At 47.2% G+C, this 20,487-nt stretch carries 20 protein-coding genes and 6 tRNA genes; 25 read left to right on the top strand and 1 reads right to left on the bottom strand.

From position 1 onward, the window contains the following. The first annotated feature begins 4 nt into the window (after positions 1-4). From WMO65_RS13385 to WMO65_RS13265, 25 genes are all read left to right on the top strand, one after another. Positions 5-77 (top strand) — tRNA-Asn (locus WMO65_RS13385). 6 nt (positions 78-83) lie between these two features. Next, positions 84-155: transfer RNA gene (locus WMO65_RS13380), tRNA-Glu, on the top strand. A gap of 36 nt (positions 156-191) precedes the next feature. Beyond that, positions 192-264, top strand: a tRNA-Thr gene (locus WMO65_RS13375). A gap of 4 nt (positions 265-268) precedes the next feature. Continuing rightward, positions 269-342 (top strand) — tRNA-Ile (locus WMO65_RS13370). Positions 343-376: 34 nt separating this feature from the next. Next, positions 377-450: transfer RNA gene (locus WMO65_RS13365), tRNA-Asp, on the top strand. Positions 451-454: 4 nt separating this feature from the next. Continuing rightward, positions 455-540, top strand: a tRNA-Leu gene (locus WMO65_RS13360). A gap of 119 nt (positions 541-659) precedes the next feature. After that, entirely contained in the window at positions 660-1,226 is a 567-nt protein-coding gene (locus tag WMO65_RS13355; protein ID WP_118743275.1) for a GNAT family N-acetyltransferase, read from the top strand. 451 nt (positions 1,227-1,677) lie between these two features. Further along, a complete protein-coding gene (locus tag WMO65_RS13350) occupies positions 1,678-2,376 on the top strand; it encodes a response regulator transcription factor (protein WP_118743276.1) in 699 nt (232 codons plus the stop codon). Next, the gene (locus WMO65_RS13345; protein WP_118743277.1) at positions 2,351-4,621 is read left to right on the top strand and encodes a sensor histidine kinase; all 2,271 of its coding nucleotides are present in this window, start codon (positions 2,351-2,353) and stop codon (positions 4,619-4,621) included. Before WMO65_RS13350 ends, WMO65_RS13345 begins: the two co-directional genes overlap by 26 nt. A 579-nt stretch (positions 4,622-5,200) precedes the next feature. Further along, entirely contained in the window at positions 5,201-6,148 is a 948-nt protein-coding gene (locus tag WMO65_RS13340) for an L-lactate dehydrogenase (protein ID WP_118743278.1), read from the top strand. A gap of 87 nt (positions 6,149-6,235) precedes the next feature. After that, positions 6,236-7,036, top strand: a complete 801-nt coding sequence (locus tag WMO65_RS13335) for a CoB--CoM heterodisulfide reductase iron-sulfur subunit B family protein (RefSeq protein WP_033143681.1) — start codon at positions 6,236-6,238, stop codon at positions 7,034-7,036. Continuing rightward, entirely contained in the window at positions 7,033-7,422 is a 390-nt protein-coding gene (locus WMO65_RS13330) for a 4Fe-4S dicluster domain-containing protein (protein ID WP_118743279.1), read from the top strand. Before WMO65_RS13335 ends, WMO65_RS13330 begins: the two co-directional genes overlap by 4 nt. 6 nt (positions 7,423-7,428) lie before the next feature. After that, complete coding sequence (locus tag WMO65_RS13325; RefSeq protein ID WP_018595173.1) at positions 7,429-9,417, top strand: CoB--CoM heterodisulfide reductase iron-sulfur subunit A family protein; 1,989 nt, start codon at positions 7,429-7,431, stop codon at positions 9,415-9,417. Continuing rightward, a complete protein-coding gene (locus tag WMO65_RS13320) occupies positions 9,408-9,851 on the top strand; it encodes a hydrogenase iron-sulfur subunit (protein WP_033143679.1) in 444 nt (147 codons plus the stop codon). The genes WMO65_RS13325 and WMO65_RS13320 overlap by 10 nt, the downstream gene beginning before the upstream one ends. Next, a complete protein-coding gene (locus WMO65_RS13315; protein WP_103731168.1) occupies positions 9,839-10,813 on the top strand; it encodes a 4Fe-4S dicluster domain-containing protein in 975 nt (324 codons plus the stop codon). The genes WMO65_RS13320 and WMO65_RS13315 overlap by 13 nt, the downstream gene beginning before the upstream one ends. Before the next feature lie 3 nt (positions 10,814-10,816). Further along, positions 10,817-11,857: a 4Fe-4S dicluster domain-containing protein gene (locus tag WMO65_RS13310; protein ID WP_033143677.1), complete on the top strand. Its 1,041-nt coding sequence runs from the start codon at positions 10,817-10,819 to the stop codon at positions 11,855-11,857. Beyond that, positions 11,857-12,711: an FAD/NAD(P)-binding protein gene (locus WMO65_RS13305; protein ID WP_033143676.1), complete on the top strand. Its 855-nt coding sequence runs from the start codon at positions 11,857-11,859 to the stop codon at positions 12,709-12,711. Before WMO65_RS13310 ends, WMO65_RS13305 begins: the two co-directional genes overlap by 1 nt. 20 nt (positions 12,712-12,731) lie before the next feature. After that, complete coding sequence (locus tag WMO65_RS13300) at positions 12,732-13,406, top strand: 2Fe-2S iron-sulfur cluster-binding protein (protein ID WP_103731167.1); 675 nt, start codon at positions 12,732-12,734, stop codon at positions 13,404-13,406. 12 nt (positions 13,407-13,418) lie between these two features. Continuing rightward, entirely contained in the window at positions 13,419-15,020 is a 1,602-nt protein-coding gene (locus WMO65_RS13295; RefSeq protein WP_033143674.1) for an FAD-dependent oxidoreductase, read from the top strand. Positions 15,021-15,034: 14 nt separating this feature from the next. Then, positions 15,035-15,877, top strand: a complete 843-nt coding sequence (locus tag WMO65_RS13290; protein ID WP_018595180.1) for a fumarate hydratase — start codon at positions 15,035-15,037, stop codon at positions 15,875-15,877. After that, positions 15,878-16,438, top strand: a complete 561-nt coding sequence (locus WMO65_RS13285) for a Fe-S-containing hydro-lyase (RefSeq protein WP_033143673.1) — start codon at positions 15,878-15,880, stop codon at positions 16,436-16,438. It abuts the gene before it with no gap. Between the two features lie 90 nt (positions 16,439-16,528). After that, entirely contained in the window at positions 16,529-16,843 is a 315-nt protein-coding gene (locus tag WMO65_RS13280; protein ID WP_033143672.1) for a hypothetical protein, read from the top strand. Positions 16,844-17,290: 447 nt separating this feature from the next. After that, a complete protein-coding gene (locus WMO65_RS13275) occupies positions 17,291-17,668 on the top strand; it encodes a DUF3990 domain-containing protein (RefSeq protein ID WP_243128824.1) in 378 nt (125 codons plus the stop codon). Next, positions 17,661-17,909 carry a hypothetical protein gene (locus WMO65_RS13270; protein WP_054353754.1) on the top strand — a complete coding sequence of 83 codons (249 nt, stop codon included), beginning with the start codon at positions 17,661-17,663 and terminating at the stop codon, positions 17,907-17,909. Before WMO65_RS13275 ends, WMO65_RS13270 begins: the two co-directional genes overlap by 8 nt. Positions 17,910-18,088: 179 nt before the next feature. After that, positions 18,089-19,405, top strand: coding sequence for a M23 family metallopeptidase (locus WMO65_RS13265; RefSeq protein ID WP_243128825.1), 1,317 nt, complete (start codon positions 18,089-18,091; stop codon positions 19,403-19,405). Positions 19,406-19,544: 139 nt separating this feature from the next. Here WMO65_RS13265 and WMO65_RS13260 read toward each other — a convergent pair whose 3' ends face one another. Further along, positions 19,545-20,315, bottom strand: a complete 771-nt coding sequence (locus WMO65_RS13260; RefSeq protein WP_148392806.1) for a TraX family protein — start codon at positions 20,313-20,315, stop codon at positions 19,545-19,547. Positions 20,316-20,487: the final 172 nt, after the last annotated feature.

Raw genomic sequence — 20,487 nt, 5'->3', positions numbered from 1 at the left:
CTATTCCTCCTTAGCTCAGTCGGTAGAGCATGCGGCTGTTAACCGCAGTGTCGTTGGTTCGAGTCCAACAGGGGGAGTTTTTTGGCTCCATGGTCAAGCGGTTAAGACACCGCCCTTTCACGGCGGTAACAGGGGTTCAAATCCCCTTGGAGTCATTCAATAAGGATTGAAACAATAAGTTAAACAGGTACGCCGATGTGGCTCAATTGGCAGAGCAGCTGATTTGTAATCAGCAGGTTATCGGTTCGAGTCCGATCATCGGCTTTATGGACCTTTAGCTCAGTTGGTTAGAGCAACCGGCTCATAACCGGTCGGTCCTGGGTTCGAGTCCCCGAAGGTCCATTTATCAGTTAAAGGTTACAAGTTAATAAGTTTTGGCCCAGTGGCTCAGTTGGTTAGAGCGCCGCCCTGTCACGGCGGAGGTCGAGAGTTCGAGTCTCTTCTGGGTCGTTTTGCCGCAGTGGCGGAACTGGCAGACGCCCGGGACTTAAAATCCCGTGGGTAGTGATACCCGTACCGGTTCGATTCCGGTCTGCGGCAGTAAGTAAAGGTAGGAGAAACGTTGGTTTTCAGCGTTTCTCTTATTTTTTTAGGAGGATTTTGTTTTACTAAGGTTAGTATCAGGTCGATAGATTCGGAATTTTTCCAGGAGGAATAGTATGGTGGATGTATATAAGAATTGTCCCGAATATGAGAACGAGAGTTATATATTGAGAATGGTAAGTAAAGAGGACAAAAAAGATCTATTAAAGGTATACTCTGATGATAAGGCAGTACCATTTTTTAATAGTGATAATTGTGGTGGGGACGACTTTCATTATACAACGGAAAATAGAATGGAACAGGCAATAGAATATTGGCTTTGGGAGTATAACAGACAGGGATTTGTTCGGTGGGCTATTGTATCAAAAACAACGGATGAAGCAATCGGAACAATTGAATTATTCCACAGAGATGCTGCCGATTATTTTACAAATTGCGGATTACTTAGATTAGATATTCGAAGTGACTATGAAATTTCAAGTGAGATTATAGAGATATTAAGATTGATAATTGAACCTGCATATACCTTGTTTGGTTGTGATAAAATTGCTACAAAAGCTACGATAGCAGCGACAGAACGTATTGCGGCATTGAAAGATTTAGGATTTAAACGCTCAGAAGAAAAATTAATAGGACATAATGGAACAGAATATGATTCGTATTTTGTATTATGCCGGGATTAGTAAAACTACAAACTTAGATTGCGGGCGAAAAACGTGTATTATTCACAGCATTATTTTATCAGTATTTATAATATTTAAAGTAGAGGAAAATAATCTTTTAGGCGGGACTGACAGTACGGGATTCGTGAGGGCAGTTTATGCAGTATTGTTATTTACGGAAAAGATAATGTGCCGGAGCATGTGGCCATCAGTCTGGTAATAGAAAAGATGTGCATGCAGGCAACAGCAGGGGTGTAAAATGGGCAGAGGAGCCAGTTCGGTTCGCCTTGTATAAATGCCGATTATGCTTTATACTTATAAGAATATGGATGTATGAGACAGTAGGAGAAGTACCGCGGGTGCTTCTCCTATTTTAGAAAGGACAGCATTGTAAGAAATCTGTAAGGAATCTGTCAGTTGTTTTGTAAGACAGAGGGGGTATTATAAATACAAGCTTTAAGGAGGAGGAGACATGAGCGAATGTATTCTTGTGGCAGATGATGACAGAGAGATCGTAAAGGCCATAGCTATTTTACTGGAGAGGGAGGGCTACAAAGTCCTGCGGGCCTATGATGGATTGGAGGCGCTGGACCTTCTGGCGCAGAATCAGGTTCAGCTTATATTGATGGATGTCATGATGCCGCGTATGGACGGCCTGTCCGCCATTATGAAGATCAGGGAGAGAAAAAATATACCGATTATCGTACTGAGTGCCAAAAGTGAGGACACAGACAAGGTGCTGGGGCTTTCCATGGGAGCGGATGATTATGTGACAAAGCCCTACAATTCACAGGAGCTGGTTGCCAGGGTAAAAAGCCATCTCAGGCGTTATACCAGATTGGGAGATATCCATGCGGTCAGCGGCTCCAAGGAGTTTAAAAGCGGCCGTCTCTGTTACCATGCTGAGGAGCGGGTGCTGTATGCGGACGGGGAGTCCATTCGGCTCACTGCCACGGAGACAAAGATTGTGGATCTGTTTATGCGGAACCTGGGACGTGTATTTTCCGCAGAGGAAATTTACCGCCGTGTCTGGGAAGAAGAGGCATTTGCTCCGGAGAACACGGTTATGGTGCATATCCGGCGCATTCGTGAAAAAATCGAACTGAATCCAAAGGAGCCAGAATACTTAAAGGTGGTGTGGGGAATTGGATATAAAATCGAAAAAATGTAAAGTGATAACAGCCTGGGCAGCGTTTTTCCTGAGTATTTGTCTGCTTGTGGAGAGTGGCTTGACCGGCCTGAATTTTCTGACAGGGAGCGGCCCCCGGGGGGTGAGCGTTAAGGATGCGCTTGCCTCGGATTTTGAAGAGACTGAGGAGTTTCGCAGCTTTGTGTCAGACTATCTGGATATGTTTCTTGCCATGGCAGCCGGAGGTCCGGTGGACTGGTACAGCAGATATGGAGATGCAGCTTTGGATGATTCTTATGACATCTCCTGGGGAAGCGGCATTGCGGAGAGTGCGGCGACTACTGTAATCGAGGAAAGTGCAGAATCGGCTTGGGATGGGGATTACACCTCAGAGGACTGGGAGTATAAAACTTCCGCAAAACAAGTGCATGAGACGATTAAAAACGATAAAAACCTGATCTATGATATCCGGTATAACGGAAAGTCTGTATATACCAACGATGAGAATGGAATTTTGAAAGAGGGAGAAAAGAGTCTGCCTTCAGATTACAATTTTTATATGGTCTTTGCAGAGGGTAAGGCGTCTGTATTCAAAGATAAGAAAGCTGTAGATGTATATGGGGATGGGGTATACCGTGATGACAGCCAGTGGCGTATTCCCGGCTATAAGAATTTTACCGTGGATGAAAAAACAAAAAAGGCAGAAGTTCGCATGGCAGTGATAAAATCTCCGGTAAATTATGTGCAGGGTAATTATTCCGGCAGTTCGGGCAGTTATTATGGGACAAGCAGCCTGTATGATATAGTCCGAAATATGGAACATGCAAAGCGCAGCTACATTGCCAAAATCGTGGAGTTTATTGCCGGACTCGTGCTTCTGGGCGTTTACCTGGCACTGAGAAAGTATAAAAAGGACGGAGACAGATTCCTTGCGGTTTATACGGGAAAAATCTGGCTGGAATGTAAGGTCGCTCTGGCAGTTCTTGTGATTGTGGGAGGAATTGCAGGACTTAACAACTACATGGGTGTCTTTTACGGATGGGGGTACTATGAGTATGCATCAGAGATATTGTATCCGATGATGTATTCTTTATTGGCAAATCCCATGCTGCTGCTGATATGTTTCTGGATTTTATATCTCCTGATCAATGATTACAGATATAACAGAAAGAAACTCAGAAAGATACTGGTCAGGGATATACAGAAATTATTTCAGATAAGGGATATGGAGTATCCTTTTCAAAAAAAAATGATCCGTAAATTTTCACCGGTGATGATATCCGGAATCGTACTGTCAGTGATTGCGGCTTTGGCCTGCTTTGTGTCATCTTATTATTTGTATGATAATGGCGGAAGCCTTGCAGTGGTGCTGCTGCTTGTGGCACTGGCGGTGATCGCACTGCTGGCGGGTATGATGAGACAATATGCATCTGACAACCGGATACTCGCCAAAGAGATGGGTGATCTGATCCGTCAGATAAAAAAAGTCCATGACGGAAATATGACGGATAAGCTGAAAGTGCCGGAGGATTCAGATCTGTATGACGCTGTCCAGCAGCTAAATGATATCCAATATGGTATGGATACGGCTCTGTCAGAGCGAATGAAAAGCGAGCGTATGAAGGTGGAACTGGTATCGAATGTATCCCATGATATCAAGACCCCCCTCACCTCCATTATCAGTTATGTGGAGCTTATGAAGCAGGAGGAGAACCTTCCGGAGGATGTCAAGGATTATGTCCGTATTCTGGATATAAAGTCCCAGCGTCTGAAATCCATGGTGCAGGATGTCTTTGAGATCAGCAAGGCGGCCTCCAAACAGCTCCCCGTAAATTTAGAGGATTTGGATCTGGGCAAGCTTCTCCGCCAGACACTGGCTGATATGGAGGAACAGATAGAAGAAAGCTCTGTGACGGTTAAAGCACAGATTCCTGCAGAGGCAGTGATGATCCATGCGGATGGCAGCCGTCTCTACAGAGTTTTCCAGAACCTTCTGCAGAACGCCCTGAAGTATTCCCTGGATGGTTCACGCGTTTTCATAACACTGAAAACAGACAATAAAACAGCAAGGGCCACGGTAAAAAATATTTCCCAGGAGGAGATCCCGTCGGATATTGATTTTACCGAGCGGTTTGTACGCGGAGATGAGAGCCGTACCGACGGCGGAAGCGGACTGGGCCTTTCTATTGCCAGGAGTTTTACAGAGGCGTGCGGAGGTGTGTTCGGGATTGAAGTGGATGCGGATCTGTTTGTGGTGACAGTGGAATTTCCGATAAAAGATATTTAAACTAACATGTTTGATAGATAAAAAGACTGCCCCTGCGGTGCCGGAATGACGGAGCTGGCAGGGGCAGTCTTTTTTTGAATACAGCGTGCTTTTGTAAGCACACCTTAAAAATGTGTGATAAATTCAGAAATAACCATTTTTTGTTTTTTGTATACATACATGAATCTGCCCCAATATTCCAGGAAAATAATCGAAAAAATAATCGACAAAAAAAGTCCAAAAATAAATTGCACGCATAAAAATACAAGTAATTTAAGCATTTTTAATTTTTTGAATGCACGCACAAAAAACAAGATGGCCGAAAGTGCACTTTTCTACATTAACGTAGTAGATGAGGCAAAAAAGTACAAAAAATCGTTAAAAAGTTGTTGTTAATTTCTTATCAATATGATATCCTTAATTCGTAGCGCGAAATCAGATTCTTCTCAAAAGGCCCTGAAACCAGGGGGGATGAGTAAATATGTTTTAACAGAAAAACATACTCAGAGAGATAGAATTTGTGATTTCACATTTTTTTGAATATTAATTGTTAAAAAAAAGACAATAAGGACCACCCAAGGGAAGGGGAAAGGAGCAAGCATGAGTAGTAAAATTACTGTCATCGGAGCCGGAAGCGTTGGCTCAACAATTGCTTACACATTATCTAACGGGGATATCGCATCAGAGATCGTATTGATTGATATCAACAAAGAAAAGGTTGCCGGAGAAGTTATGGATATCGCACAGGGTACCTGTTTCCGCGATCCGATCAACATCGTTGCCGGAGAGTACGAGGATGCAAAGGATTCCGATATTGTGATCATCACATCAGGAATCGCCCGCAAACCGGGTCAGACAAGAATTGAGCTGACACAGACAAATGTGAATATTTTAAAGAGCATTACACCGGAAATTGTAAAGGCTGCGCCAAACGCGCTTTACATCATTGTAAGCAATCCTGTTGATATTATGACTTATGTATTTACAAAGATCTCAGGACTGCCGGAGAATCAGATCATCGGTTCCGGAACGATTCTGGATACGGCGCGCCTCCGCTGCGGACTGTCTGAACACTTTAAAGTTGCTCAGAAGAACATCCACGCTTATGTATTCGGTGAGCACGGCGATACTTCCTTCATTCCCTGGACCGGTGCGTATATATCAGGTGTCAGTGTAGATGAGTATTATGAACTGGCTAAGAACCTTGGCAAAGAGGTAGATGTGCTGGATAAAGACGAAATGCTGACCTATGTTCAGAAGTCCGGCGGCAAGGTGATCGCAAATAAAGGTGCTACCTTCTACGCGGTATCTGCAGCAGTATGTAAGCTCTGCGGAATCCTGCTGGCATCTTCAGATTCCATCGCAACCGTTTCCTCTATGATGCATGGGGAATACGGCATTGAGGATGTCTGCGTGAGCACCCTGACTCTGGTTGGCCCCAATGGTATCCAGGGCAAAGTGCCAATGCGTATGAACAAAGAAGAAGTTGCTAAACTTCAGGCAAGTGCCAACGCGCTGAAAGAAGTTATCAAACAGATAGAACTGTAGAAACAGGATGACTGTTCAGTATCCTTTGGTCCGCCAAGCAGGAAGTATGAGGATACTGGACAGTTTCCGGGATTATTAGGAGGAACTATGAAGTACAGTTATTATCCGGGGTGTACCCTGAAAACAAAAGCAGTGGAGCTGGATGCTTATGCCAGAGCTTCTGCAAGGGCACTGGGATTTGAACTGGAAGAAATTGAAAACTGGCAGTGCTGCGGCGGAGTTTATCCGCTGGGCACTGACGAGATCGCCACAAAACTTTCTTCCGTCCGTGCTCTCAATGAGGCCAAAGAAAAAGGCCAGGATCTGGTAACACTCTGTTCTGCCTGTCATCATGTGATAAAACGTGTCAATGATGATATGAAGAACGCAGACGATATTCGCACCAGAGCAAATAATTATATGCAGTTAGAAGAACCCTATGCAGGTGAGACGACAGTGCTCCATTTTCTGGAGGTACTCCGTGACCGCATAGGTTTCGACACGTTAAAGGAGAAAGTGACAGCTCCGCTTACCGGCAAAAAGATAGGCGCTTACTACGGATGCCTGCTTCTTCGCCCAAGCGGGCTTCTGGAATTCGACGATCCGGAGAATCCGTCCATCATCGAGGACTTCATCCGGGCCATCGGTGCAGAGCCGGTGATCTATCCGTACAGAAACGAGTGCTGCGGCGGCTACATATCCCTGAAGGAAAAAGAGATGTCAAAAACCATGTGTGATAAGATCATGGACAGCGCATCCGGATTTGGAGCTGACATGCTGATCACAGCCTGTCCATTATGCCTGTATAATCTGAATAAGAGCACTTGCGGCAGCAGACTTCCGGTATACTATTTTACAGAACTTCTGGCAGAAGCTCTCGGCGTGAAAGAGGAGGTAGCAAAAGCATGAATACTCCAAAAAAACAGGCTGAAATGATTAAGGAAATCAGCGGTGTCAATCCGCTGAAATGTATGAAATGCGGCAAATGTTCTGCATCCTGTCCATCCTACAATGAAATGGACATCAAACCCCATCAGTTTGTATCTTATGTGCAGAATGAAGATATCGAGTCTTTGGTGAACTCAAAATCTCTCTGGAAATGCCTTTCCTGCTTTGCATGCGTGGAGCGCTGCCCAAGGGATGTAAAACCGGGCAAACTCATTGATGCGGCAAGACAGCTTGTGGTCCGCGAGAAGGGCGGGGATTACCTGATAGCTGATGAAATCCCCGAGCTTTTGGACCCGGAACTTCCGCAGCAGCTTTTAGTCAGTGCATTCAGAAGATACAGGAGGTGAGGTTAAGTGCAGAGAATAGGTGTATTCGTCTGTCATTGCGGCAGCAACATCGCCGCTACGGTAGATGTAAAAAAAGTAGTGGAAATGGCTAAAATGGAGCCGGGAGTTGTCCATGCGGAAGATTATCAGTATATGTGTTCCGAAGCCGGACAGTCCAAGATTGCAGAGGCTATCAAAAATGAAAAACTGACAGGACTTGTGGTATGTTCCTGTTCACCGCGTATGCACGAGACCACTTTCCGCAAGGCAGCGGAGAGAGCCGGCTTAAATCCATACATGGTGGAAGTCGCCAATATCCGTGAACATTGTTCCTGGATCCACAAGGATATGGAGGAGGCTACCAAGAAGGCAGTCATCCTTGCAAGAGCGGCAATCGCGAAAGTGAATTTGAACGCGTCCCTGAAGCCGGGCGAGAGCCTTGTCACAAAACGTGCCCTGGTGATCGGCGGCGGTATTGCAGGTATCCAGACCGCACTTGACATTGCAGAGGCGGGTTACGAAGTGGATATTGTGGAGAAGACACCCAGTATCGGCGGAAGAATGTCACAGCTTGACAAGACCTTCCCTACACTGGACTGTTCTGCCTGTATCCTGACACCTAAGATGGTGGAGGCATCCGCTCATGAGAAGATCAACATCTATACATACAGCGAGGTGGAAAAGGTTTCCGGCTTTGTAGGTGATTTTACAGTGGATATCCGCAAGAAAGCAAGAAGTGTGGATATGGACAAATGTACAGGCTGCGGCGTATGCCAGGAGAAATGCCCGTCCAAGAAGAATTCCAATGAGTTCAACAGGGGCCTGAATACAAGAAGCGCCATCTACACACCGTTTGCCCAGGCAATCCCCAATGTTCCTGTCATTGACAGAGAGAACTGTATTAAGTTCAAGACAGGAAAATGCGGTGTCTGCGCCAAGGTATGCCAGGCAGGTGCCATTGATTATGAGCAGAAGGACGAGATCCTTACAGAGAAGTACGGTGCCATTGTAGTTGCCACCGGTTTTGACACCATCAAGCTGGATAATTACGATGAGTATGCGTACAACCAGAGCAAGGATGTGATCACATCCCTGGAGCTGGAGCGTATCATGAACGCAGCAGGACCTACCAAAGGCCATCTGGAACGCATGTCCGATGGGAAGGCGCCGAAGAATATGGTGTTTATCCAGTGTGTGGGAAGCCGCTGCGCGGACAAGAGAGGAAAGAGCTACTGCTCCAAGATATGCTGTATGTACACAGCAAAACACGCCATGCTGATCCGCGATAAATATCCGGATGTGAACGTGACTGTATTTTACATTGATGTCCGTACCCCGGGCAAAAACTTTGATGAGTTCTACAGAAGAGCCGTGGAGGAATACGGTGTGAACTACATCAAAGGCCAGGTGGGTAAAGTCGCTCCCCAGCCAAACGGACAGTTATTAGTACAGGGCGTTGACCTCATTGATAACAAGCAGATCCTCATGGAGGCAGATATGGTGGTTCTGGCTACAGCCATTGAACCGGATCCTTCTGTAAGGAAGATTGCCACCATGCTCACAGCCAGCATAGATACCAACAACTTCCTGACCGAGGCACATCCCAAGCTTCGTCCCGTGGAATCCCCAACGGCAGGTATCTTCCTGTCAGGCGTATGCCAGGGACCCAAGGACATACCTGAGACTGTTTCCCAGGCAGGAGCAGCGGCAGTGAAAGCCATCGGGCTTCTTGCAAAAGACAAGCTGATGACAAACCCATGTACAGCCAAATCCGACGAACTTCTCTGCAACGGATGTTCCACCTGTGCAAATGTGTGCCCGTACGGTGCCATCACTTACGAGGACAAAGAGGTGAATGACCACGGAATCCGTGAGACACGCCGTATCGCAGTTGTGAACAATGCGCTTTGCCAGGGATGCGGAGCCTGTACCGTTGCCTGCCCGTCAGGAGCCATGGACTTACAGGGATTCTCGAACAGACAGATCATAGCGGAGGTGGATGCAATATGTCGATAGAAACAAAGGAAGAATTCAGACCTAAAATTGTGGCATTCTGCTGTAACTGGTGCAGTTATGCAGGTGCGGATCTGGCCGGAAGCAGCCGCCTTTCCTATCCTGCAGATGTGAAGATCATCCGTGTGCCATGTTCCTGCCGTGTAAATCCCATGTTCATCCTGAGAGCATTTGAGAAAGGTGCGGACGGTGTGATCCTCTGCGGATGCCATCCGGGAGACTGCCACTACAGCACAGGAAACTACTATGCCAGAAGGCGTATGACACTTTTATTCTCCATGCTGGATTATATCGGCGTGGAAAACGGACGTACCCGTGTGGAATGGGTGTCAGCCGCAGAGGGTGTCAAATTCTCCACTACCATGAATGAGTTTGTGGAAAAAGTCCGCTCTCTGGGCAAAAACGTAAGATTGGAGGATTTGAGATGCAGGAATTGATTAACCGTGCAAAAGAGCTGTTAGCGGACGGTACCGTAGCCCGTGTTCTCGGCTGGAAAGCGGGAGACCTGCCTTACAATCCGGAACCGGCATATTTTGAAAAAGAAGAGGACTTTGAGAATTTCGTATACAACGGATTCTGCGGAGCCAATTTAAGCAAATATATGATTGAAGCCTCCAAACTGGAGGGAAAGACCCTGGTATGCCTGAAACCGTGTGATACCTACAGCTTTAACCAGCTCATCAAGGAGCACAGGGTGGACAGGGAAAAAGCCTATATTATCGGTGTGGGCTGCAAAGGCAAGCTGGATATTGAAAAGATCAAAGGTATGGGGATTAAGGGAATCGAGAGTATTTCCGGCGCCGAGATCACAGATGGGGCAGATACCCTGACCATACAGACCCTCTACGGAGAGAAGACATGTTCCTATGCAGATGCCATGCTGGAGAGATGCCATGTGTGCAAAGGCAAAGAGCATAAGATATACGATGAGCTGATCGGAGAATCAAAAGAGACAAAAGACGCAGAGCGTTTTGACAGTGTGGCTGCCATTGAAGCCATGAGCCCGGAGGAGAAATTTGCGTTTTTCCAGAAGGAGTTAAGCAAATGTATCCGCTGCAATGCCTGCAGAAACGTATGTCCTGCATGCAGCTGCAGAAAATGTGTATTTGACAGCAACAAGTTTGACAGTTCCCAGAAAGCCAATGTGGACTCCTTTGAAGAGAAGATGTTCCACATCATCCGTGCTTTCCATGTGGCAGGACGCTGTACAGACTGCGGAGAGTGCAGCCGTGTATGTCCCCAGGGAATACCCCTTCATCTGTTCAACCGGAAATTCATCAAGGACATCAATGAGTTCTACGGAGAATATCAGGCCGGTGAAGACACAGATTCCAGAGGACCGCTGACAGACTTTACCTTTGATGACGTAGAGCCAGGCATTGTGGCAGAAAGGGGATAATGTATGTATAAGATAGCAAAAGAAAATCTGGCGGCATTATTCCAGTTGATCGCCGGCTCCCGGGAATTATACCTTCCTGTAAAAGTGAGCGGACAGGTGAACTTCAGAGCATGGAGCGAGGACGCGGAGGTGGATCTTGATACCCTGAAGACCGTGAAATCTCCAAAAGACGCGTTCTTCCCCCAGAGTGAGGACCTGTATACCTGCAGAAAGGACGGAAAAAAGCTGACAGTTGAACCGGAAGCACTGAAAGAGCAGGATTTTGTGGTATTTGGAATGAAGGCCTGCGATGTGAAAGGTGTGGAGGTTTTAGATAAAGTATTTTTAGCTGACCCGGTAGACTCTTTCTATGCGGCAAGGCGTGAGCACGGTACTATTGTGGCTATGGCATGCCATGAGCCGGAAGAGACCTGCTTCTGTAAAGTGTTTGGCGCAGACTGTGCAGAGCCGGCGGCAGATGTGGCTGTGTGGATGACAGGCGAGGAGCTTTACTGGAAATCCCTCACAGAAAAGGGAGATGCCCTTACGAAATCCGCAGAAAGCCTTCTTGCTGAGGCAGACGCTGAGGACGAGAAGAAAGTGGAGGAAGAGAAAGCATCCATCCGCGGAATCGTTGAGAAGCTGCCTTACTCCAATCTTTCCCTGGAAGGATGGAACGGGGAGGCATTAAACGAAAAATTCAATTCAGAACTCTGGGAAGAACTGTACAAGCCATGTCTGGCGTGCGGAACCTGTACCTTTGTATGTCCAACCTGCCAGTGCTATGACATTAAGGACTACGACACAGGCCACGGAATCAAGAGATACCGCTGCTGGGATTCCTGCATGTACTCGGATTTCACCATGATGGCACACGGGAACAACCGTACGAGCCAGATGCAGCGTTTCCGTCAGAGATTTATGCATAAATTGGTATATTTCCCGGCAAACAACGACGGGATGTATTCCTGTGTAGGCTGCGGCAGATGTGTGGAAAAATGCCCGGCTTCCTTAAATATCGTAAAGGTTATCAAATCCTTTCAGAACCAGGGAGGTGACAAATAATGAGTGAATGTACCTGTCATAAGAATTATACACTGGATACGCTGATCCCCCAGGTGGGAGTCATCACGGATATCCGCCAGGAGACGCCGGATGTGAAGACCTTCCGCGTAAACGCGCCGGAGGGCGGAAAGCTTTTTGAACATATGCCCGGACAGTGTGCCATGGTGTGTGCACCGGGCATCAGTGAAGGTATGTTTTCCATTACTTCCTCACCGACTAACAAAGAATTCCAGGAATTCAGCATCAAGAAATGCGGTGTCCTCACCGATTATCTCCACAGCCTTGAGGTGGGCGACGAGATTACCGTGAGAGGGCCGTACGGAAATCATTTCCCGGTAGAGACTGAGTTAAAAGGCAAAAACCTGCTGTTTATCGCAGGTGGTATCGGCCTTGCGCCTCTGCGCTCCGTGATCAACTATGTGCTGGACAACAGAGAGAACTACGGCACTGTGGACATCCTTTACGGTTCCCGATCCGCAGACGATCTGGTCCAGTTAAAAGAGATCCAGGAAGTCTGGATGAAGACAGAGGGCGTGAATGTATATTTGACCATCGACCGGGAGCAGGAAGGCTGGGACGGCCATGTGGGATTCGTACCAAACTACCTGAAAGAAGTGGGCTTTACCACGGACAAGACAGCCCTTGTCTGCGGCCCGCCGATCATGATCAAGTTCGTGCTGGCAGCTCTGCAGGAGATGGGATTCTCCAAAGAGCAGGTGTACACAACTCTGGAGCTGCGCATGAAATGCGGCGTAGGCAAATGCGGACGCTGCAACATCGGTTCCAAGTACGTGTGCAAAGACGGACCGGTATTCCGCTGTGATGAGATTGATGAATTACCGAATGAGTATTAAGGAAAGGATTGGTACCTATAATGGAAAAAATGGTAAATGTATATTTCTTTGGTAAGAAATACAGCGTGCCTGCAGATCTGACGATCATGACAGCCATGGAATATGCCGGTTACACCCTGAAAAGAGGATGCGGCTGCCGTCACGGCTTTTGCGGGGCATGTGCTACAATATACAGAATCAAGGGAAAGAACGAGTTAAAGACCTGTCTTGCCTGTCAGACACAGGTGGAGGAAGGCATGTATGTGGCAAGCATCCCCTTCTTCCCCACAGATAAGAGAACTTATGATATAGAGGAAATCAAACCGACTCAGCAGATCATGATGGAACTCTATCCGGAGATCTACAGCTGTATCGGATGTAATGCCTGTACAAAAGCCTGTACACAGGATCTGAACGTTATGCAGTACATTGCTTACGCACAGAGAGGGGAATTTGAGAAATGCGCAGAGGAGTCCTTTGACTGTGTAAGCTGCGGCTGCTGTTCCGTAAGATGCCCGGCCGGCATTTCTCATCCTATGGTTGGTCTTCTTGCAAGGCGCCTCACAGGAAAATATATCGCGCCTGAGACAAAACATCTGAAAAACCGCGTGGAGGAGATCCACAAGGGTGCTTATGATGAACTGATCGAGCAGGTTATGCAGAAACCCATTACGGAAATGCAGGAACTTTACAACACAAGAGAGATTGAGAAATAAGGAGGGATAGCCATGTTTACACCAGAAATGCTTGAGTCCATTAAAAAGGTGGAAGCGACCAGAGACGAACGTATGGGCATGGAACCCAGGCGTATGACCGCTGATGAAAAAGACGCCCTCTTGAAGGCTTATCATCCGGACTACAAAAAAGACGGCTTTACAGAGATCAAGATCGGACCAAACAAGGGCCAGAAAGCCCCCACAGAGCTGGGACATTTACTCCACTCCAACAGCCGTCTGTTAAATGTGGATATAGATTTGAACAAAGTGGATTATGACGTGGACGTGCTGGTGATCGGCGGCGGCGGAGCAGGTTCTTCCGCTGCGATCGAAGCTCACGAGGCAGGCGCAGACGTTATGATCGTCACAAAACTGCGTATCGGTGATGCCAACACCATGATGGCAGAGGGCGGTATCCAGGCAGCAGACAAGGAAAATGACTCCCCGGTACAGCACTATCTGGATGCTTTCGGCGGCGGACATTTTGCAGCAAGGCCGGAACTGCTGAGAAGACTGGTTATGGAAGCCCCGGACGCGATTCAGTGGCTGAACAAGCTGGGTGTTATGTTTGACAAGGACGCAGAGGGAAATATGGTCACCACCCACGGCGGCGGTACCTCCAGAAAGAGAATGCATGCCTGCAAGGATTACTCCGGTGCGGAGATCATGCGTACTCTGCGCGATGAGGTTTTAAACCGTCAGATCCCCGTTGTGGAATTTACATCCGCAGTGGAGCTGATCAAGGACGAAAAAGGTCAAGTGGCAGGTGCTGTTCTTCAGAACATGGAGACAGAGGACTATATGGTGGCAAGAGCAAAGACGGTTATCATTGCGACCGGCGGCGCAGGACGTCTCCACTATCAGAATTTCCCCACATCCAATCATTATGGTGCAACCGCAGACGGTCTGGTTCTGGGATACCGTGCAGGTGCTCCGCTTTTATACCAGGATACCATTCAGTATCATCCTACAGGTGTTGCGTATCCGGCACAGATCTTCGGTGCTCTTGTTACAGAGAAAGTACGTTCTCTGGGAGCCATGCTTGTAAATATTGACGGAGAGGCATTTATGCATCCTCTGGAGACACGTGACGTGGCAGCAGCTTCCATTATCCGCGAGTGCAGCGACAGGGGGAAAGGCGTGGCAACACCTCTTGGCAGCGGTGTATGGCTGGATACGCCCATGATCGAGAGAATCGGCGGAGAGGGTACCATTGAGAAACGTATCCCTGCCATGCTTCGTATGTACATGAACTATGACATTGATATGAGAAAACAGCCGATTCTTGTATACCCGACTCTTCATTACCAGAACGGCGGTCTGGAAATCGGCGGAGACGGATTTACAAAGGAGATCAGCAATCTGCTGGTAGCCGGTGAGGCGGTAGGCGGAATCCACGGCAGAAACCGTCTGATGGGCAACTCTCTTCTGGATATCATTGTATTCGGCCGCAACGCAGGTAAGGCCGCAGCAGCCAGGGCAAAGGAGACAGAGCTTGGCACCATGACACTGGAGCATATTGAGAAATATGCGGAAGAACTGAATAATGCAGGCATTGCTTCCGATGATGTATCACCGTTGCTGCTTCCTAAATATGCCCGCCACGAGAGATAGGAGAGTGAACGTATATGCGTGAAATAATGGCAAGCCAGATAACAGATGTCATTGAGAACCTTTGCATCCAGGCCAATGAACATCTGCCTGAGGATGTGAAATGTGCGATCAAAAACTGCAGAGCATGTGAAGACTGGGAAATTGCACAGGGCGTTCTGGACAATATTATTGAGAACTTTGAGATCGCTGACGAACAGAATGTACCAATCTGCCAGGATACGGGAATGGCATGCGTATTCCTGGAGATCGGACAGGACGTACATATCACAGGCGGTGATTTAAGCGAGGCTGTGAACGAAGGCGTGCGCCGCGGATACGATAAGGGATACCTGAGAAAATCCGTAGTAAAAGACCCGGTGCGCAGAGGCAACACAGGCGACAACACACCGGCCATGATCTATACCGAGATTGTTCCGGGTGAGCAGATCAAGATCACAGTGGGACCGAAAGGCTTCGGAAGTGAGAATATGAGTGCTATCCGCATGTTCAAACCGTCAGCAGGCCTGCAGGGAATCAAGGATTTTATCCTGGAGACAGTCGAGACAGCAGGCCCGAACCCATGTCCGCCTATGGTTGTGGGTGTGGGCATCGGAGGTACTTTTGACAAGGCTGCCCTTCTTGCGAAAAAAGCATTGATGCGGCCCATTGATTCCTCCAATGAGGACCCGTACTATGCGGATCTGGAAGTGGAAATGCTGGACAAGATCAACAAGCTCGGTATCGGACCGCAGGGATTCGGGGGTAAGACCACTGCCATCGGACTGAACATTGAGACCATGCCCACACATATTGCAGGTATGCCGTGTGCCATCAATATCAACTGCCACGTGACCCGCCACAAAACGGAGGTGATTTAAATGGAAAAACATATTACACTGCCCCTTACCGAAGAGCTGGCAAAAACTCTTCATGCGGGAGATACCGTATATGTAACAGGAACCATCTACACCTCACGTGACGCAGGCCACAAGCGCATGTGCGAAGCACTGGCAAGAGGTGAGGAACTTCCCTTTGACCCCACTGACGCTACCATCTATTATGTGGGCCCCACACCGGCGAAACCGGGCCAGGTCATCGGCTCCGCAGGCCCTACCACCAGCGGACGTATGGATGCCTATGCACCGACTATGATGTCCGTAGGCGCAAGAGGCATGATCGGAAAAGGCGCCCGCCTTCCGGAAGTCATTGAAGCTATGAAAAAATACAGCGGCGTTTACTTCGGCGCGATCGGCGGAGCAGGCGCACTGCTGGCAAAATGTATAAAAAAAGCGGAACTGATCGCGTATGAAGATCTGGGCGCGGAGGCATTGAGAAAATTATATGTGGAGGATATGCCTCTGTTTGTCATCATCGACAGCGAAGGAAAGAACCTGTACGAAGAGGGCAGAGCCGCTTATCTGGCACAGCATAAAGAGTAAGACAGAATCTGAGGGACGTAAGACAGACCGCTTCTGAAAGAACAGAGGCGGTCTTTGCACCACATTAAAAGAGGGAATGGAGAAAATAGAATGACAAACTTATTAGAAGCACTTATGATACTCTGCTTCGGCCTGTCGTGGCCGATTTCAATCCGTAAATCCTGGATTTCCAGAACAGCAAAAGGAAAGAGCCTTTTCTTTGAGTTCTTTATCTGGATTGGTTACGTGTTCGGTATTGCCCGCAAAGTGATTCTGTGGATGGAAGCCGGATCAGCAGGAACTTCTCTTGACTGGCTGTTTTATCTGGGATGGTTCTTCTACATACTGAATATTGTTGAGATTTCCATTGACATGGCACTCTATTTCAGAAATGTAAAACTGGATAAAGCAAGAGAAAAAGCCTGAGATTACGATTTGAAGCGCTATGAATATAAAAGGAGCAACCGCCCACAAGGTGGATTGACCTGTGTAGATTAGAAAAACCACCCTGATACTGGTCAAAGTTCATGGGTGGTTTTTCTATGTTTAGAAATCAAATAAATGAATATCAGTAACACGCAGTACGGTATCTCGAAAATAGCGGCAATTCTCTCAAGTTGAGGGGGTTGCCGCTGTATTTTGTTGATTTTGCATTAAAAGATGGATATACTATAGGTGACAATATTACTGTGTGAGGGGGCTGAAAGGAAAACTATGAGTATTCAAACAGATGTTGAGATGTTATCTTTACGAGCAATGGAAACATATGCAAAGCGCAATCATTTGTCCGGAGAGGATGTCACTGAATTGTTTCATAAATGTCAAGTATTTGAAAAATTATGATTCAGCATGAATATCTCCATCAGGTGGATTTTGAAGACACAGGCAATCGAGTGGGGGTACCGGCTTTCGCTGAGAGAAAAAGCACAGTGCTATTATCTATATCAATATATATTTGAAGAAAACGAAATGCTTAAAATAAAACGCTTTGACTCATTGAACCAAGAGTGGCTGGAATTCATTAAAAGGAACAGAGCCCAAGGTGGAACGCAGCATACTTATGATATCGTTATTGGACCAGTGGCGGATGATAACACGATGGAAACTGTGCAGTTATATATATCGGGGATATTGACCGCAGAAGAGGCTGTTAAGCGTTTAAGATATAGTAAGGTAAACAACCAGGTGTCTTTCCATACGGAGAAAGCACTGGCTTACCTGCGATTCATAGGGAGGGAAAAGTATGAGTGATATAATTTATACCTTTAATGGAAAAGATATAACCATGAATGTCTGTATCCAGATCAGAGCTGTTGTAGATATAATGCAGGAGCAGTTGGGAATTGATTTTGAGGAGGCGGTAATGCGTTTCTATAAATCACAGACATATAAAACCTTACAAAACACTGAAAATGCTTTTTGGGCAGAATCGGCGGAGTATATTGCTGAAAGATATTTTGAGGAGATGAAAGAAAAGGCACCAAATCTATAAAATGTTCCAATGGAGCATTCTGCTTCCTATAGTGCTGTCTGCCTCCGGATTTTTATGCTTTAGGTCTAAAACATCTCGGAGGACAGTGGCGCATGAACATTAACCACCGATCCACAGTCTGAGTTCTAAAATTTTATCACTTCACATAAATTGATACAGAATGTGACCGGGGGCCGGACATGAACAGACAGAGATGGAAAAAATATGGTTTTACAGCGGAAGTTATTGTGCTGACTCTGACGGCAGTGCTTTGCTGGAAAGATGTCTCAGACGGTGCCTTTGCTGCCGGAAGGAATACGAACGCAGCAGCAGATGTACCGGATTCCGGCACTATAGGTGAAGAGAGCGCCGGTACGAATGGCGAAGAGGGTTCTGCCGCAGGAAGCGGAGAGGATTCCGCCACGGAAAATGTGGAGAAAGACTACATAAAATGGGTGGATTTCCATGTGACCAGTGAAGCCATGCGTCAGGCATGTGCCTACGATGTGGATACATATGGGCAGGAAGGTCATCTAAACTGGGTGGATCTGCTGGCCTATCTGGGAGCCAGATACGGCGGAGATTTTAAACAGTATAAGGCAAAAGATATGGATGAGATTGCCGACAGGCTCCAAAAAGGGGAAACTACCGTGGAAAAGCTGTCTGTGGAGATAAAGTCTTTTGACTACTACCGTGAGGCCTACGGTGCAGTCCTGGATGGTTTGGTGGGAGAGTATGAAATAGAGGCAGAAAATGAAGGGCAGGAAGTGCAGAGCCGGGACAGTCAGGAAGTGCAGAACCGGGACAGCCAGGCGGAGGAGGGACGTAAAGAGGATCAGAATGACCAGGAGAGCCCGGGGACGGTAAACTGGACAAAGAAGTATGGACTGAAAGGATTCAGTCCGATTGCGAAAAGTTTTCCCTATAATGACTATGATGATTTCGGTGTGGCCAGGAGCTATGGTTATAAGAGAGAACACCTGGGGCACGACATGATGGGGCAGACAGGTACACCCATTGTGGCGGTGGAGTCTGGTTATGTATCAGCTATGGGCTGGAACCAGTACGGCGGATGGCGTCTGGGAATCAGCAGTTTTGACGGCAGGCGATATTATTATTACGCTCATCTGCGTCAGAATTTCCCTTACTGCAAATCCCTGGAAGTGGGCAGCGTTGTGCAGGCAGGTGATGTGATCGGCTATATGGGACGCACCGGGTACAGCGCAAAGGAAAATGTGAATAACATTGATACAACCCATCTGCATTTTGGCCTGCAGCTTATTTTTGACGAATCCCAGAGAGAGGGAAATCATGAAATCTGGGTGGATGTCTATGAACTGGTCAAATTCCTGTATAAGAACCAGTCAGAGGTGGTAAGGGACGATGCGACAAAAGAGTGGTCCAGGGCAATGCAGATAAAAGACCCGGAGGCTCTGGAATATCTGAAGTCAGCGGAAGAAAAAAAGACAACAGGCGGCAATACGGAAAAACAGCCGGCAGATGCCCATACAAGATAGCAGACAACGGTCAGTGCTTCGGAAAAGCGGCGATAAATACTTATCTGTTTTGTAAGATCAGAGACCTTATAAAAGGGAGCAGTGAAACAATACTGTCCTTTTGATAAGGTCTCTTTTACATTTTATAATAGTTCTTTCTTTAGGCCACAATCCTGGCAAGTATCACAAGCAGATATACATGCAGCGGATAATAAACATAAAAGAAGTATTTCATTTTTCGCCCCCGCTGATCGTTGTAGAGCAGAATAAAAGGAAGCGATAAGATCATAAACCACTGGTCATTCAGGATAAACAGATTTTCATAGGTCAGTCCCGCACCGGCTGCCGAGAAAAAGAAGAATCCGGACATAAGTACATAGAAGACAGAAAGCCCGATTTTCTTATTCCTGAGAAAGTAGAATCCGATTCCAAGGACTACCCAGAAGACAGAGCCTTCCACGAAAACAGGTGAGGGGATCAGGGTATACATTGCCTGGAAGGCGATTCTGCCCACAGGTGAAAGCTCTGCCATATTTCCCATAAACAGGATAACCGCAATTCCCGAGAATACGGGTACGAGCAGCATTACCAAAGCGGCTCCTGCCTTTTTCCATTTTCTTTCTTTTCCGCCTTCAATGAGCAATTCAATAGCCCAGATGTAAAGCCCCACAAGAAATAAAGTGGCAAACATACCGTTAATGACCATAGCCCCGCCGGGATGCGGCAGGAAGGCGTTGACCAGGCCATTTCCCACGGACATAAGCACAGAGGCGATATACAGCCGTTTGAGATACGCCTTCCGGTCATGTGTATGGGAAAAGCCCTCCGCCATGGCAAACAGAAACAGGGGTGCTGAGATCCGGCCCAGCAGAGTAAATATGTGGGGGGACCGGCAGAATCCCGCCTCCCAGGTAATAATAAATGTGGTCAAGTGTCATCAGCAGAAGCGCCAGAACCTTCAAAGAATAGGAAGTGAACCCCGATCTGGCAGCGGCTGTTTTATTTGGTATTGCAATCTCGTTCATTTCAAACCCTCCGTGATATTTGTTTTACAGTGTTGATTATAGGGTATGATAGGGATATCTGCCATCGATTTACCTTAC

Origin of the sequence: Blautia caccae (genome assembly GCF_040095955.1) — a bacterium.
GTDB lineage: Bacteria > Bacillota > Clostridia > Lachnospirales > Lachnospiraceae > Blautia > Blautia celeris.
The sequence above is the reverse complement of the archived record's forward strand: the minus strand, read 5'-3'. Positions and strand labels throughout refer to the sequence as shown.